Below are 14,943 nucleotides of genomic sequence, written 5' to 3'. Positions count from 1 at the left end.
TTGGCTTAACAGTGATAAGGAACTAATTTACTTATCAACTGTTAGCTGACGGTTTCCGGGGTGCATACGGACAAATCCCGTCTGATTTCTAACAGAAAGTCAGACGGGATTTTCGCTTTATATTACGAATTATGGAGGACATACCATGAAAACCTTAATATCTTGTGCCTACAATATGGATAATTGCTGTGTGGAAGTGAAATTCAGCGACGGCAGTATGATTGCGATTGACACTATCGTCGTTGAGAACGAGATTGCTGACAATATGTATCAGCGGTCAGAGCTGGATTATTTGATCTACAACGCTCCTTTGGAGTATGCAGACCTTATCTTGAACGGCGATCCCGAAACCTATTTGAAAACTGTAACAGAATACAAGCCTTGGGATAGCTGACAACACGCTGCCCGCAGGAGAAAATCCTGCGGGCGTTTTTCTGTTTATATTATTTCCCTCCGTTGGATCTCAATTTAGGAAAGAAGATGACAATCTTGAAGCTCTTTCCCCACTGGGAAGCTGCTTCCAGATGAAGATTTAGATCATCGGCCATCTTCTTAACCAGGTAAAGTCCCATACCGGTAGCCTTCTTTCTGCTGTCAGTAGAATCCCCGGTAAAGCCCTTTTGAAAAATGTACGGCAGATTATATTTTTTTACGCCAATGCCGTTATCTTCAACAGAAAGGATATCTGCAGTCTCCGAATGTATCACGGAAATTGTAAGCATGGGACTATCGCTGCTATATTTGATGGCATTGCTAACGATTTGTCCCAACATAAACTGAAGTCCTCTACGGTCTGTATAGACTGTTTCAGATTGCAGTTTGTTGAGAATGACAAAATGCTTCTCTTCAAGAAGTGGGGCATAGTCCTCCAGAACTTCACCCAAGCAGTCATTCAAATTGACATCCTCAAATCGGTAATCCTTTGTACTGCTCTTCAACCGGGCATAGTACAGCATCTGCGTGACATCCTCCTGAAGCTGACTGCGGACATAATCCAGCTTTGCTTGCAGGGAAGGAGAGATTTCATCGTTCCGGTTATCCAAGAGCATGGTCAGCAACGATAGGGGCGTTTTCGCTTCATGTGCCCAGCCCTCCACGTATTCTTCATAGTCCCGTAGGGCATCCGCCATATTGTTACTCTCGTTTTTGTATTCCCGTAAAACCGAAGCCAAAAATCGGACAGATTCTCCTTCTTTCTGACTAATGGCACTGAGCAGCCGTTCTTCATTGCAGATGGTAGGATCACTGAGGAAATCTCGGAACAGTTCCATGTGGGTGTTCTCCCTCTTGTTTAGTACAAACAGAATCGCTGAAAACAAAAGGATGCTCGTCAGAACTACTAACCCGATCAAGGTTTGAAATACCTGAATGTCAGAAATCCAAAGAATGACAGCGCAAAAGCAATCCACGCCCAGCAGCAACAGAAGCCAGGGGTAGTACCGTTCTATCATGTGCCAAAGCTGCTTCATAGAGACACCTCCGCTTCCAAACGGTAGCCCATTCCTCGAACTGCAACGATTCGCTGCTTCATTTCAAGGGCGGACATCGTTTTTTTCAGCCGGGTTAGGTTAACCTGCAAGGCATTTTCATCTATGTATTCCGTGGTTCCCCATAGTGCCATGCAAAGCTGCTCCGTCGTGACCAGAGCATCGCCGCCGGACAAAAGAGCGACCAACAGTTTTCCCTGATTTTTTGGAAGCACCACAGAGGTATTATGAATATAAAGCGTGTAGGTCTGCTGGTCTAACAGGAAATCTGGTCCCTCTATGAGATTGGTACGGCCTTCATACCTTTTGAGAATATTGGATACCCTGGCAAGAAGTCGATCTTTTCTGCACGGCTTCGTCAAATATTCATCGGCACCCAACTGGAACGCTTGCAGTTCATCCTTTACCTGATCTCTGGAAGTCAGCACCAGGACGGGGATAGCAGTTTTATTCTTTAGCTCCTGGCAGATTTGAAAGCCACTGATCTCCGGCAAGTTCAGGTCTAAGATCACAAGGTCAGGGCGGAGGGCTGCCAAGAGCCGAGCGGCATCTTCAAACTCGGTAATTGCCTCCACAAGATAGCCGTCCTTTTGGAGCATATCGCAGAGTTCTTCCCGCATATAGACTTCATCTTCCACAACAGCAATTCTTTTCATGACAGCACCTCCTTCCAAATTATTCTTCTCTCTGCGGCTGCATCAGTGTCAGCAAATACCGATCACTGGAGCGCTTGACCACTCTCATATAAATATATTCTATCACGCAAAGTAGTAAAATCATAGCAGCAGATACAAGCAGCATTTCAGACACTGTCCCACGGGTTCGGGACGAGAGTATCCCTGTAAATAACGCCCTGACTCCAAACAGACTGCTGACAGCCGCAACCAATACAGGAAGTCCCATAAACCAGGTAATTTGCTTTCCAGCAGACTGGCAAAGGGTTTCGTAAGTAGCTCCCAGGCGGATCAGGGTCTGGTATCTGCGCCCGGTTTTCTGCTGACTCATCAGGAACTGAACACCCACGATGGTGTTGGCAACTACCAGGAAAACAATCGCAAGATAGAGGGTAATATAACTGGATGCTATGGTGTAGAAAAGCTGACGACCTATATTCTGAAGATAGCTTTCATATTCAATGCCAGTTTCGTCCAGCTTCTCGTTCAAATCCAAATATGCAGTCATAAGGCTATTTCCATCCAGAGCCTGCTCACTGAGCACCGCATTGACATAGGTATCATACATTCCCTGGCTATAATATAGGAATGCTTCATCCGGAAGAATCAATGCAAAGGACAAGGTTATAGAACGGTCCGTGACCAAATTCACAGACTGAACCTCTCCTGTAAGATGAATCGGACTACCATCCAGTTCCACCTTGGGCTGTCCGGCCAATACTTGGTTCAGCATTGCGGTACGACTTACCGTAGTAAACTCTGTATCAATATAGACAGCGGCCTCCTTTTCGCCTAATTGGAGAGCCGGTTTGCCGGACAATTCCAACAAACGATTATAGTCCGATAGACAAATCAAATATGGGTATGTGGCATAACCAAGATTGTTCAGAAGGACATCCCGGTCTTCCGACTGGGGCAGGCTCCGAAGAGAGTCCATAACAGCGTCCATGCTGTAGGCATTATCATAATCTTCTGTGGTGCGAATACGCCCAACCCTCATTTCAAAAAGCTCTGAAAATTGATTTTCCAAACCGTTTTCTTTCAGGGCTGCCTTTATATTCGGAAGAACCTGCGATGAATCTTCTGCAGTATGATCTTCAAAAGTATAGTCGATTACATGGCCAGAAGACAGGCTATTCGTTCCTGCAATTCCTACGCCCGCACCAAAACAACACAGCGCCGCCAGAATCAGCAGGGAGCTGATGGCCATGGAGGTTGACTGATGAATAACATTCTCCTGAATCTGCCGGAAGGTAAATACATGAAGCTGCTTATTTCCTTTTCCTTTCTTAACAATCAAAGCAATCAGCGCACGCATCCCATAGAAAAGCAGCATCGTACCAACTATGCCCAACAGCAAAGTCAGTCCCATCATACTTACCTTTGTCCATGCAATTCCCTGAATCGCCATGTAGTAAGCCACTGCCAACATCACACTTCCGCATATAGCAGCCAGTCCATAGATAACAGATGGCATTTGCTTTTTGGGGCGGTTCGTTGGCTGGGATAGCAAAGTACCGATCTCCTGGCGGCTGATTCGTCCACTCAAAATCAGAAGTGCCGTCAGCTTAATTGCCAGAAATCCTGCCAGCGTCCATTCAATTGCAGACCAGGATAAAGAAAACTGATGACCGATGATCCCCATGCCTACCAGCTTGGCGGTGACAAGACTGACAATTTCTGAAAGCACCACAGCCACAGGTAAGCCTATGAGCATGGCAAGAATACTGGTCAGGAAATCTTCCGCCAGAAGCATACCAAACAGTTTACTTCTACGCATCCCCAACATTAGATAAACACCAAACTCATGCCGTCTGCGCTCGAACTGATACTTGCAGGCAAAATAGATCAAAAAGAACAGAATACCGAGGGTCATCCCATAAAACGCAGGAATCAGAAGCAGGAGTTTGTCAACTGCGTCACTCTCCATTTTCTGCAAAAAGAGCATCACATCTTGAGTGGAGATGGAAAGAATCATGTAAAAGGCAACAATAGAAATCACCAGGGAGCTGAAAAACAGACCGTTTTCCTTTCGGCTGCGGTGGCTGTTCCGAAGAATGAGATTAGAGAACATTTGCGCTGCCCCCTCCCAGTTGCGCCATCACCTTCAGGATGCGCCCGTAGAACTCCTGCTGGCTTTCGTCTCCACGCCGAAGCTCATGAAAGATCACGCCATCCTGGATGAACAGGATGCGCTTACAGAAGCTGGCGGCATTGGAATCATGGGTTACCATCAGGATCGTAGCTTGTTCGTCACGATTCAGGCCGGACAGCTTCTCCATAAGACTTCTTGCGTTCTTAGAATCCAGCGCACCCGTCGGTTCATCGGCAAGGATCATTTGGGGATGTAAGATCAGAGCCCTTGCTGCCGCAACACGCTGACGCTGGCCGCCGGACATCTTGGACGGAAACTTATCCAGAACATCAGTGATTTCCAGATAGTCAGCCAACTGCTTCAGCCGCTGGCTGCTTTCTGCTTCGGATACCCCATGCAAGGAAGTCGGGAGCAGGATGTTTTCCCTGCCAGTCAGGTTGTCCAGCAATTCAAAGTTCTGGAATAGATAACCAACTTTTTTGCCACGGTACTCTGCAAGAGCCTTTCCCCTGAGGGATTGCAGAGTATCGCCCTCCACCTGAATGCTTCCACCGGTGGGCTGAATCACAGTTGCAATACAGTTGAGAAGCGTGGATTTACCGGAACCACTGCTTCCCATAATGCCGAGAAACTCTCCCGGCATCACCTGGAGGGTGATCCCATTCAGTGCATTTGTTTGACTTGGCACATTGCCATAGATTTTTGTTAAATTTTCAATATTCAAAATGGGTTTCATGTGAATACCTCCTATCATTTGTAATAAAATGATAGCATGGGAACACAGCAAATACCACTTACAGTTGTTGTAAGGATTCAGGATATAAGTGGCGGCTCAAGGGGGACGAGCATATATTTTTTAAGAGCATCAGGCGACAATGATAAAATATACCGGATCGCCTCATTGGCAAACCAGTTCGTTTTAATTGTATCCCAATCAGCAAGCCGAATGATTTCTGCTGTGCCGTTCTCAAAATCAACTGACATTTCGCCCCATTCGCCGTCGCAGTCTGCCTGGTATTCGTAGATTGCGGCGGTGATTTTCTTTTTGCGCTTGGTTTTGGATTTCTGTTTCAGCCGGACTGCATGGATAGCACCCTCGGCAACCAAAAACTCCGTCAGCTTGTCCACTGCTTTCCGGTAGGCTCGCTCTGCACCGCTGGCTGTGCTGCCCTCAAACATAACCGCCAGTTCTTCAAAGGTGGGGCGGTTCTTCCATGAGCCGACACGCCCACAGGTCATACAGATCGCCAGCCGCTTTTCAAGCAAGGTTTGCTCCCGGTAATTCAGTTTCTCAAATGCCCGCTGCACCTTTTCAGCCTGTATGCCGTTCCAGAGGATGTCGGTATAGTTCCATGTATCATCAAGGGCAACATCTTCACCTGTTTCCTCGCCATCCTCGTCCGTTACATAGAATGGCTGCTGATTGCGGATGCCACGGACTACTTTCAGGTATCCTTCCGCAAGGGCAAGGTCGCAGTTGTATTTCTTTGCAAATTCACTGACCGCATCCTTGGTGTTATGGTACAGCCACGCCATTGACCGCACCATTTTGTAATTGGTCAGAGAGGATACCGACCATTTTTCTTCGCCCATGCGGAAACGGAGCATAGCATCCCGAATGAACGGAAAAATGTATGTTGCATACTCCGCACCTTTGGCAGGAGCATAGTCCATCAGCTTTTGGAGCATTTGCTCCCGGCAGGACAGTTTTATATCCAGAAAACGGTCTGTGTCGTATCGATTGCCGCCATCCACACCGAGAAAGGTTTTGATGCGCTTGTTAAGTTGCAGCTCGTAGTGGTGGAGAAAGAATGAGAAATATTTCAAGTCTTTTTCCCGTAGGGCAGACAGGATATATTCGTTCGGATTGTCTACTGTAGGCGGTTCCGGTTCCAGCTGGAAGATGCGCTCTGCAACATAGGGTGGGATGCCATCATCGGATGGATTGACAGCGTGTTTCGGTATGTATCCGGTCATATTCCATGAAAAATCATTCAGCATAGCGCACCTCCTTCCAGTTTAGTAATACTCATAAATATCCCGTGATCAACTAATGGGTTATTTATTACTTTATTTTCTTTAACATACGGTGATAAATAGGTGCATTTGGTGCAGGAGTTGTGATTGGGAGCAGAAGTCCCTCTTTGATAAATTGTTCCACACGCAAAGCAATCCACCCATCACCGATCCCTAATTGATTCTTTCCAAGAACCTGTCCAACAAGCACGCTTTCCCTAAACTCGTCGTCCAGTGTATCCAATTCTCGAAGAATAAATGTATCATACAGAGTTTCTGATACGCTGACCAGTTTGCCGTTTATAACAGCACGAAGAGGAGAATTTTCCTGTTGGAGTTCTCTCCAGCGGTTAGCCAAACTACGAAGGTAATTTGTTGGCAACTTCTTCCCAAGAGATGCCATCCGTCCCAAGTGATAAGGTTCAACTTCTCCCCAACCGTTATACTGGACAATGCATCCATCTGGTCTTGTTTCCCACATTGGAAGCTCCACAATGGTAATATCCAATTTTTCAAAGCCGATTGGTCGTAGTTGTTCCAGAAGCCAATACAATCCGCACACATCATCTGGGTCTCGTCCGACCCAAACACGAATCGGCTCTCCGTTTTGTGCTTTTTCCAGTAGTGTAGCATAGTTCTTTCGGGATGTATTGAGAAGTTCAGTTACGATTTCAGATGCCATATCGGGCAGTATGCTTAGTAGCAAAGATAATGCCGACTCACGCTCCAAACAAATTCCTGCTTCGGAGATGTTGCCCACAGACAATGCCAGCGGAAGATTAACTATGTCCTTACGATTTCCTTCCAACGGTATAGCATTCTCCCAACCAGAACGCTCCCGTTCTTCTGCTTGATGCTGGAACTTTTCTATTTCTTCTTTTGAAACTGTCCCATCAGAGATAATTACACTGGTTGCTCCGCCTAAAAAACCCTTATGTCCAATCGCAACCGCCATAGTCCCTGCGGCACTGTCGCTAAATACTACTTCTAACATAACGTTGCTCACCTCTTAGCTAAATTCAAATTCTTTTTATTGCTTCTTTCTTCAACGCAGCCTGTCCCATTTCTTTTTCATAATCACCCTTGGCGTAAGCGACATTGCCCAGCGCCCGAAGCATCTTATCTTTCGCCAGTTTTTTCATAACCTCTGCAAGATCAGCGTCCAGAGCGCCACGCTTCACATAGCGGTTTATGGTATTCAGTCGCTTCTCATAAATCTGTTTCAGCGGATGATCGTCCGCAAGTTCCCGCTGTTCTCTGCCTTTCAGGTTACCGATCTGCCGGCAGGTGCGGTGCAGCTTGTCCCCCGGAGCGTAGCCGCCGCAGTATTTGGTGTGCCTTGCATTGGTGGTCAGAAACCATTTGCCGCAGATTTTGCATTTTTTCGGTGCATGGCCAACACACAGGCCCTCAAAGAGATCAGACCGGAACATCCCCACAAAGGATACATAGTGCATCCGCTTGACCAGCTTCGCAACTTTTTCGCCGGGACGGATGACGGATACATACTGAACGGAATTATTCAAAGTAGACATCCAGGCATTGCCCTCCGTGATAGAGAACTCCGGCGGAAAATAGTCGCCGAACATTTTTGCAAAACCCTCTGCGGTGCGTTCTGCTTCATTGCCGTCTGATTTTTCTGCAAAATCAAGCATGGCCGTTTGGTATTCCCCAAGGGAGTATGCCAGATGCCCGAAAACTGCGGTATAGCGTTGGAGCATCATCGCATCGGCAAAGTTCTGGATTTCTTCAAATTGCAAAGAATTGGTTGCGGCTTTTATGGCAAACTCCACATATTTCAGCGCATTGTCCACAGTAAAGACTTTTTCAATCCGTTCTCTGTGCTTTGAGATATTCATATAGGAGAACGGCGGTGTTTGACTGAGAATATCAAGCATCGTCAGAGCAGCTTCCGTTGCAATAGGACAGAGTGCAGAAGCATCCTGTCCGGCGTTTAATATTCCAAGCAGCAGATTGATTTTCTCGCATTGCTCGTTCATCTTTGCGATGGTATCCGCAGGGACATTCAGCGCATCACAGGCAAGAGCGCCGACAGGAAGTGTTTTTCCCTCATATATGACCGTATCCTGCCAAAAATCCAATGTCATCAGTTCTTGGTTCATGCTTGCCCCTCCTGTCCTGTTTTTTCATTTTCTTAATTCTATCATGCTAATGTAAAGAAATCTACATCTATCCATAAGTTGTCCTGTTTTTTGAAACGGGGTTGTCCTCCGATTAGCCTGTTTTTTGAAAAATCCGGCATAACCATAGTAGAAGGAGCCAAACCCCTGCCAATCACGGCGGGTGTTTCGTGCTTTCTAAATACTATGAACGGAGGTTTTTCTATGACAATCTATGAAATCATCAATGCGGCAATCAGCGTAAAGCAAGCCGCAAAACACTACGGGCTGAATGTCAACCGCAATGGTATGGCTTGCTGCCCGTTCCACAACGACAGGCATCCGAGCTTGAAGCTGAACGAGGATTATTTCTTCTGCTTCGGCTGCGGAGCCAAGGGGGATGTAATCGACCTTGTGGCAAGACTGTTCGATCTGAGCAGTTATGAAGCAGCGCAAAAGCTGGCTGCGGACTTCGGGCTTGACCCGAAACCGCCCACTGCCGCAGCTATGGTCAAGCCAAAGCGTCCCTATATCCGTCAGTTCCGGGAGAATGAAATGCTGTGTTTCCGGGTGCTGACGGATTATCTGCATCTGCTGGAAGATTGGAAAATACGATACGCACCCAAGACACCGGAAGATGCTCTGGATGACCGTTTTGTGGAAGCCTGCCAGATGCACTGCTATATCGAATATATGGCAGATGTGCTGACGGTGGGTGATCTGGAAGAACGGGTGGCATTGGTGGACAAGCTGATGCAGGACGACAAAATTGCTTTTCTGCAAGAGTATACCGCACGAAAGAAAAAGGAGGTGGCGCACCGTGGCGAAGAACCGGAAAACGCCTAATATGAATTTTCCTGTCTGGTTTGACGGGCAGAACATCAACGAAGCTCTGTTTTGTGAAGAATTTCTGCATGAGCGCAGAATCATCTTCGCAAACGGAGCTTTTTTCACGCCCGATGGTCGAGTGACGGATGACCTTCCTCTGCGTGGGGAGATTTACGACAAGCTGAAATTTTGTGCCGTGAACAACATCCCACGGAAGATCACCAACATTCTGGAAGTGCTGAAACTGGAAGCGCAGGTGTCTGACTTCCCTCCGGAGCAGGATCGCATCCATGTTGCCAACGGTACGCTGCTCTTGAACGGCACTTTCACCGAAGGCAGACCGGCTATCGTGCGAAGCCGTCTGCCTGTCGGCTATAATCCCGATGCTCCTGCACCGGTGATCTGGCTGAACTTTCTGGATGGGTTGCTTTACGCCGAGGACATTCCAACTTTGCAGGAGTTTATCGGCTATTGCCTGATTCCCTCCAACAAGGGGCAGCGCATGATGGTGATTAAAGGCAACGGTGGCGAGGGTAAATCTCAAATCGGTGCGGTGCTGTCCACCATCTTCGGCACGAATATGAAAGACGGCAGCATCGGGAAGATTTCTGAAAACCGTTTTGCCCGTGCCGATCTGGAACACATCCTGCTGTGCGTGGATGATGATATGCGGATGGAAGCTCTGCGTCAGACCAACTATGTAAAATCCATCGTGACTGCACAGGGCAAAATGGACTTGGAACGCAAGGGCAAGCAGAGTTATCAGGGCTGGATGTTTGCCCGGTTGCTGGCATTCAGCAATGGTGATCTGCAAGCCCTATATGATCGCAGCGATGGTTTTTACCGCAGACAGCTTGTGCTGACCACCAAAGAAAAGCCCATGGACAGAGCCGATGATCCTGACCTTGCAGAGAAGATGAAAGCTGAAGCCGAGGGTATCTTCCTGTGGGCATTTGAAGGCTTACAGCGGCTTGTTGCCAACAACTTTAAGTTTACGGAGAGTGACCGTATCCGGAAAAACCGGGAAGCGGTCAAGCGTGACAACAACAATATCTTTGATTTCATGGAGTCGGAGGGATACATCCGATTGAAAGCGGATGCTTCCATCAGCTCTAAGGATTTCTATGAAATCTACCGGATGTGGTGTGAGGAAAACTCCCTTGCACCGCTGAAAGCCCGTAGCTTCAGCGATGCCATGATTGCCAATGCCGGGAGATTCAATCTGGAGCATTGCAACAACATCACCAACTCTGCCGGACGGCGGGTGTGGGGCTTTATGGGCGTGGAAGCTGTGGCAAGACCTCATATAAATGGATTTTACGATGTTTCGCCGTGTACGTACGTACCGGAGGACTGGCGGGATTGATTTTGCCAGTCATGCTCTGTACGTATGTACGCAGCATTTACCCCTGTTTTCTTCCGTTATAGGAAACAGCAGCTTTCAAAGCTGACCTGTTTTCGGGCATTAAAAATCAATGGTAATGGAAACAGCAAAGTTTTTGACCGCAGGACGAAACTATTTCACGAAATCGTGCTTCTCTGAACCGTGTACCCTGTTCACGGAACAATGGGTGTTTTCACTGTTCCAGACCAAACCACACAAAACGGCAAAGTGGGATATGGTCATATATGGACAGGACATCACAAGCGAAATTCTGAACGGATTTCGGAGATTGCAGATTTTTCACTGTTCGGTGCATCCACTCCACCTTGGAGCGCAGAGGTTGCACCGACACATGAACTGAATTATGGAGGATTTTATCAATATGAATATACGCAACGAAATAAAGGCACAGATCATCCGTGCCGGGATGACCATGCAGGAAGTTGTTGACCTGCTCTCGGACGAGTACGGATGGAGCGACAGCGTTTCCAACCTGTCCGCAAAATTACAGCGGGAAAGTATACGATACAAGGAAGTATTGGAGCTTGCCGCTGTGCTTGGTTACGACATCGTATGGCAGAAAAGACGGGAGAAGTGATACCCCGGCAACAGCCCTCCGCATCTCCCGTCCCCATAGGCGCACCGCAGTGCTGCCCATGGACAGGCAGTGAAAGATACGGTTTTCGCTGCCATCGTCTGCAAGAAATGTTCCGCAGAACAGCTTCATGCAGACGGGCTGACCAAGGTAAAAGGCGCAGACATTTTGCCTTGGTCAGCAGAGGTCACCGCAGTGACCGCATTCCCCCCTCGGGAGAGCCCTCGGAGAGCCCACGGCACTTTGTAGCCAGCATGGATGAAAGTGTAATAGTGGGTTATTACACTTTGAAAAAGTGCCGTTCCTCAGCCCTCCGCTGTCTGCAAATCTTAAAGAAAGGACAAAAATCTATGGCAAGAAATGATGGAATTGATCGTACCTTAGCCAGAAATCAGGACTTGGAAACTCCGGATGATGTGACAAAAGTACAGGAACACAATGAGCGTGAAAAAGACCGTTATTCCAATGTGGACATCGTGCCGGAACGTACTGCGCTGAATGTTCACTTCAAGTCTCCCACTGACGATTATGTAAAAATGTTTGAGCAGATGGAGCAGGACAAGATCATCTCCACCAGAGGGCTGAAACCGGATGCCGTCAAATATGGCGAGTTGGTTTTCGATGTGAACTCCGCTTATTTCTACAACCACGGCGGCTATGAGTTTGCAAAACAGTTTTATGCCGATGCCTATAAAGCCGCCGTGGAGATCGTGGGCGGTGAGCAGTATATCCTCTCCGCTGTAATGCATGCCGACGAACGCATCCGGGCAATGTCGGAAGCTCTGGGTGAGGATGTGTACCACTATCACCTTCATGTGGTTTATATCCCGGTGGTGGAGAAACAAATCCTGTGGTCGAAGCGATGCAAGGATGAATCCCTCCGGGGAACGGTAAAGGAAACGATCACACAGGTCAGCCGCAGTAAGAAGTGGGAATCCAAACCCGTTCTTGATGAAAACGGAAATCCTATGTTGAACGCAAAAGGGAAAAAGATTTTGAAGTCGTCCTACAGTGTGCTGCAGGATGACTTTTTCAATTTCATGCGAAACGCTGGTTATACCGATGTAGAGCGTGGAGAATGTGGCAGCACCGAAGAACATCTGACGGTGACACAGTTCAAGGTACAGGCCGAACAGCAGCGTTTGGAAGCTGTGACCGGACAGGTGGCACAGGCCGAGCAGAGCTTAGCGGATGCCAAAGCTGCCACGGAGAAGCAGAAAAAGAAACTGGAAGCTCTGAAAAAGGAAACTCAGGCTGCTAAGTCTGTTGCTATGACTGCACATGAGATTGAGTCGATGGGCAAGAAAAATCCCATTACGGGAAATGTTACCATGACGGCGGATGAGTGCCGCACGCTAAAGGATTATGCGGTCAGCAGCTTTGCGGAAAAGTCTGAGAAGCTGAAATACAAGCAGAAATTCGAGCAGGCAGATAAAAACGCAAAGATATGGAAAGACCGTTTTGAAAAACTGAACAAAGACTATGAGGAGCTGAAACAAAAAGCCCAGCCTTTCCTGGATGCGATTGAGATTGCATCTGAAAAGGTCTGGGCTTTTATCAATGCCATCCTCGCCAGGGGAAAGGAACTGTATGAACACAAACACCCTGCCCGCAATCGTGGACAGGACATGGAAATTTAAGAAAGGAACTATTTGCCTATGAAGAAAACCGTAGATGAAATTAACAAGATGATTATGGAAGATGCCCCGATGGAAGAAATCAACGATGCCATCGGCTATATTGATATTTGCTCCTGCTTCGATCCGATTTTTGAGCCGCCTATTGATTTTCTGGAAGAATGCCGCAAGCGTTGGGAAGCGGCACAGTCCTCTTTCTGCAAAACCATTGAGTGCAAGATCGGAAACACATGGTATGTGATTGAAACGGAGTGTGATGGAAATGAGCCACTTACCGACAAGGTAAAACGGCTCATTTTTTCTGACAAGGGGGTGATTTGTTAATGACTGCGACACAAAAGCATGATATAATTCCAATATGCACAACGGTACTGTCGGCTGACCAACCACCGAAGGAGGATATTATGTTGGATCAGCAGAAAATTACCATTCTCTATTGCCGTCTGAGCAACGAGGATGCCCAGGAAGGCGAGAGTAACAGTATCGCAAATCAGAGAGAGTATTTAACCCGATATGCCCGTGACCACGGGTATACAAACCTGAAAATTCTGGTGGATGACGGTTATACGGGGACGAACTTCAATCGTCCCGGTGTGCAGGAAGGCTTTGAGCTTGTCAAGCAGGGGCTTGTGGGCTGCTGGCTGGTCAAAGACCTCAGCCGCTTTGGTCGTGACTATCTGACTGTTGGACAATATACGGATATTATCTTTCCGAGTTATGATGTCCGCTTTATCGCTATAAATGATGGCGTAGACAGCAACCGGGGAGACAGCGAGGGCTTCGCCGCAATCCGTAATCTGTTCAACGAGTGGTATCCCCGTGATACCAGCAAGAAAGTCCGTGTCAGTTTGCGGCAGAGAGGAACCAGTGGGAAGCACATGGGCAAACCGCCCTACGGATACCGCTGTGACCCGGAGGACAAGGATCACTGGATTCTGGATGAAGAAGCGGCTCCGGTAGTCAAGCTCATCTTCGACCTTTGCATTGACGGCAAAGGCCCGGAGCAGATTGCAAGGATTCTGGAAGAAAAGCAGATTATGACCGCAAAGGCACTCTATGCCAAGCGAAAGAAAAAGCCGATGCCGGAAAGACCGTACCACTGGGGCAACCAGTCCATTGCAGGGATTTTGGAACGGCAGGAGTACACAGGCTGTACCTGCAACTTCAAGACTTATTCCAAGTCCTACAAGCTGAAAAAGCGGATTCCCAATGAGCCGGAGAATATGTTTTATCTGCCGGACACACAGGAAGCGATTGTATCTCAGGCACAGTTTGACAGGGTGCAGGAACTGAGGAAAAACAAACGCCGCCCCGCAAAAGCGGAACGGCAGGGATTGTTCTCCGGGCTTCTGTTTTGTGCCGATTGCGGCGGCAAGCTCCACTTTGCCACAAGCAAAAGCTTTGAGGGCAAGCAGGATCACTACGTCTGCAACAACTACAAGAGCAACCGTGGTACTTGTACTGCCCACTATATCCGGGAAGATGTGCTTCGTGAAATCGTTCTGGAACGCATCCGGGCAGTCAATGAGTATATCCGAAGCGATGTGGACGGTTTTCAGGAGGAATGGCTGCAATGCCGCAGGACTGACCAGGAGCGCAGCATCCGGGATGACAAAAAGAAGCTGGAACAGGCAAAGAAACGCCTTGCCGATCTGGATGTCATCATCGCCCGGCTGTACGAGGACTATGTTCTTGGAAATCTCAATCAGGACAGATACAGAAAGATGTCTGCGGACTATGAAGCGGAGCAGGAACGGTTAAAGCTCGAAATTGAAGTTATCGAAGAATGGGTGGAACAGCGGGAAGAAATGAACGACGGTCTGGATGCCTTTATCGCCCTGACACAGAAATATGTGGATGTGGAGGAGCTGACACAGACCATCGTGAACGAGTATATCAAGAAAATCATCGTCTATGCCCCGGACAAATCCAGCGGCAAGCGCAAGCAGAAAGTGAAGATTTTCTTCAACTTCGTGGACGATGTAGATATTCCCGTTATTTCCGAGCCTATCATCACGCAAACAACCTATGAACACAGAAAAACGGCGTGACCTTCGGGTCACACCGTTCTCTGCGACAAAATAGTTACTTGTCACTATTAAGCCTT

14 protein-coding genes are annotated in these 14,943 nt (G+C 47.8%); 7 read left to right on the top strand and 7 right to left on the bottom strand.

What is annotated here, in order from left to right:
- The first annotated feature begins 145 nt into the window (after positions 1-145).
- Positions 146-394 (top strand): DUF6061 family protein, encoded by a 249-nt coding sequence (locus tag LIZ66_RS17775; protein ID WP_033121501.1) that lies wholly within the window; start codon positions 146-148, stop codon positions 392-394.
- Between the two features lie 49 nt (positions 395-443).
- Here LIZ66_RS17775 and LIZ66_RS17770 read toward each other — a convergent pair whose 3' ends face one another.
- From LIZ66_RS17770 to LIZ66_RS17740, 7 genes are all read right to left on the bottom strand, one after another.
- Complete coding sequence (locus LIZ66_RS17770) at positions 444-1,469, bottom strand: sensor histidine kinase (RefSeq protein ID WP_055228679.1); 1,026 nt, start codon at positions 1,467-1,469, stop codon at positions 444-446.
- Positions 1,466-2,143 (bottom strand): response regulator transcription factor, encoded by a 678-nt coding sequence (locus tag LIZ66_RS17765; RefSeq protein WP_055228678.1) that lies wholly within the window; start codon positions 2,141-2,143, stop codon positions 1,466-1,468. Before LIZ66_RS17765 ends, LIZ66_RS17770 begins: the two co-directional genes overlap by 4 nt.
- 19 nt (positions 2,144-2,162) lie before the next feature.
- A complete protein-coding gene (locus tag LIZ66_RS17760; protein WP_055228677.1) occupies positions 2,163-4,235 on the bottom strand; it encodes an ABC transporter permease in 2,073 nt (690 codons plus the stop codon).
- Positions 4,225-4,992 carry an ABC transporter ATP-binding protein gene (locus tag LIZ66_RS17755; protein WP_110442442.1) on the bottom strand — a complete coding sequence of 256 codons (768 nt, stop codon included), beginning with the start codon at positions 4,990-4,992 and terminating at the stop codon, positions 4,225-4,227. The genes LIZ66_RS17760 and LIZ66_RS17755 overlap by 11 nt, the downstream gene beginning before the upstream one ends.
- A 77-nt stretch (positions 4,993-5,069) precedes the next feature.
- Positions 5,070-6,257, bottom strand: a complete 1,188-nt coding sequence (locus LIZ66_RS17750) for a hypothetical protein (RefSeq protein WP_117504237.1) — start codon at positions 6,255-6,257, stop codon at positions 5,070-5,072.
- Between the two features lie 64 nt (positions 6,258-6,321).
- Positions 6,322-7,266, bottom strand: a complete 945-nt coding sequence (locus LIZ66_RS17745) for a DUF3658 domain-containing protein (RefSeq protein ID WP_110442444.1) — start codon at positions 7,264-7,266, stop codon at positions 6,322-6,324.
- Between the two features lie 25 nt (positions 7,267-7,291).
- Entirely contained in the window at positions 7,292-8,395 is a 1,104-nt protein-coding gene (locus tag LIZ66_RS17740) for a DUF6076 domain-containing protein (protein WP_215650848.1), read from the bottom strand.
- A gap of 222 nt (positions 8,396-8,617) precedes the next feature.
- On the opposite strand from LIZ66_RS17740, the gene LIZ66_RS17735 reads away from it, so the two are divergent.
- From LIZ66_RS17735 to LIZ66_RS17710, 6 genes are all read left to right on the top strand, one after another.
- A complete protein-coding gene (locus LIZ66_RS17735) occupies positions 8,618-9,238 on the top strand; it encodes a CHC2 zinc finger domain-containing protein (RefSeq protein WP_215650849.1) in 621 nt (206 codons plus the stop codon).
- A gap of 1 nt (position 9,239) precedes the next feature.
- Positions 9,240-10,586, top strand: coding sequence for a DNA primase family protein (locus LIZ66_RS17730; protein WP_117347204.1), 1,347 nt, complete (start codon positions 9,240-9,242; stop codon positions 10,584-10,586).
- 400 nt (positions 10,587-10,986) lie between these two features.
- The gene (locus tag LIZ66_RS17725) at positions 10,987-11,202 is read left to right on the top strand and encodes a type 2 periplasmic-binding domain-containing protein (RefSeq protein WP_055228675.1); all 216 of its coding nucleotides are present in this window, start codon (positions 10,987-10,989) and stop codon (positions 11,200-11,202) included.
- Between the two features lie 347 nt (positions 11,203-11,549).
- A complete protein-coding gene (locus LIZ66_RS17720) occupies positions 11,550-12,839 on the top strand; it encodes a plasmid recombination protein (protein WP_215650850.1) in 1,290 nt (429 codons plus the stop codon).
- A gap of 18 nt (positions 12,840-12,857) precedes the next feature.
- Positions 12,858-13,160: a hypothetical protein gene (locus tag LIZ66_RS17715; RefSeq protein WP_033121834.1), complete on the top strand. Its 303-nt coding sequence runs from the start codon at positions 12,858-12,860 to the stop codon at positions 13,158-13,160.
- Positions 13,161-13,240: 80 nt separating this feature from the next.
- A complete protein-coding gene (locus LIZ66_RS17710; protein ID WP_199572093.1) occupies positions 13,241-14,887 on the top strand; it encodes a recombinase family protein in 1,647 nt (548 codons plus the stop codon).
- Positions 14,888-14,943: the final 56 nt, after the last annotated feature.

This window comes from Blautia faecis (genome assembly GCF_020554845.1).
GTDB lineage: Bacteria > Bacillota > Clostridia > Lachnospirales > Lachnospiraceae > Blautia_A > Blautia_A faecis.
This window is presented reverse-complemented; position numbering and strand designations above follow the sequence as displayed.

What these genes read in the sequence shown, in the direction of transcription:
- LIZ66_RS17740 (WP_215650848.1), bottom strand. Translation starts at nt 8,395, where the DNA reads ATGAACCAAGAACTGATGACATTGGATTTTTGGCAGGATACGGTCATA.
- LIZ66_RS17715 (WP_033121834.1), top strand. Translation starts at nt 12,858, where the DNA reads ATGAAGAAAACCGTAGATGAAATTAACAAGATGATTATGGAAGATGCC.
- LIZ66_RS17750 (WP_117504237.1), bottom strand. Translation starts at nt 6,257, where the DNA reads ATGCTGAATGATTTTTCATGGAATATGACCGGATACATACCGAAACAC.
- LIZ66_RS17745 (WP_110442444.1), bottom strand. Translation starts at nt 7,266, where the DNA reads ATGTTAGAAGTAGTATTTAGCGACAGTGCCGCAGGGACTATGGCGGTT.
- LIZ66_RS17710 (WP_199572093.1), top strand. Translation starts at nt 13,241, where the DNA reads ATGTTGGATCAGCAGAAAATTACCATTCTCTATTGCCGTCTGAGCAAC.
- LIZ66_RS17760 (WP_055228677.1), bottom strand. Translation starts at nt 4,235, where the DNA reads ATGTTCTCTAATCTCATTCTTCGGAACAGCCACCGCAGCCGAAAGGAA.
- LIZ66_RS17765 (WP_055228678.1), bottom strand. Translation starts at nt 2,143, where the DNA reads ATGAAAAGAATTGCTGTTGTGGAAGATGAAGTCTATATGCGGGAAGAA.
- LIZ66_RS17770 (WP_055228679.1), bottom strand. Translation starts at nt 1,469, where the DNA reads ATGAAGCAGCTTTGGCACATGATAGAACGGTACTACCCCTGGCTTCTG.
- LIZ66_RS17725 (WP_055228675.1), top strand. Translation starts at nt 10,987, where the DNA reads ATGAATATACGCAACGAAATAAAGGCACAGATCATCCGTGCCGGGATG.
- LIZ66_RS17730 (WP_117347204.1), top strand. Translation starts at nt 9,240, where the DNA reads ATGAATTTTCCTGTCTGGTTTGACGGGCAGAACATCAACGAAGCTCTG.
- LIZ66_RS17775 (WP_033121501.1), top strand. Translation starts at nt 146, where the DNA reads ATGAAAACCTTAATATCTTGTGCCTACAATATGGATAATTGCTGTGTG.
- LIZ66_RS17755 (WP_110442442.1), bottom strand. Translation starts at nt 4,992, where the DNA reads ATGAAACCCATTTTGAATATTGAAAATTTAACAAAAATCTATGGCAAT.
- LIZ66_RS17720 (WP_215650850.1), top strand. Translation starts at nt 11,550, where the DNA reads ATGGCAAGAAATGATGGAATTGATCGTACCTTAGCCAGAAATCAGGAC.
- LIZ66_RS17735 (WP_215650849.1), top strand. Translation starts at nt 8,618, where the DNA reads ATGACAATCTATGAAATCATCAATGCGGCAATCAGCGTAAAGCAAGCC.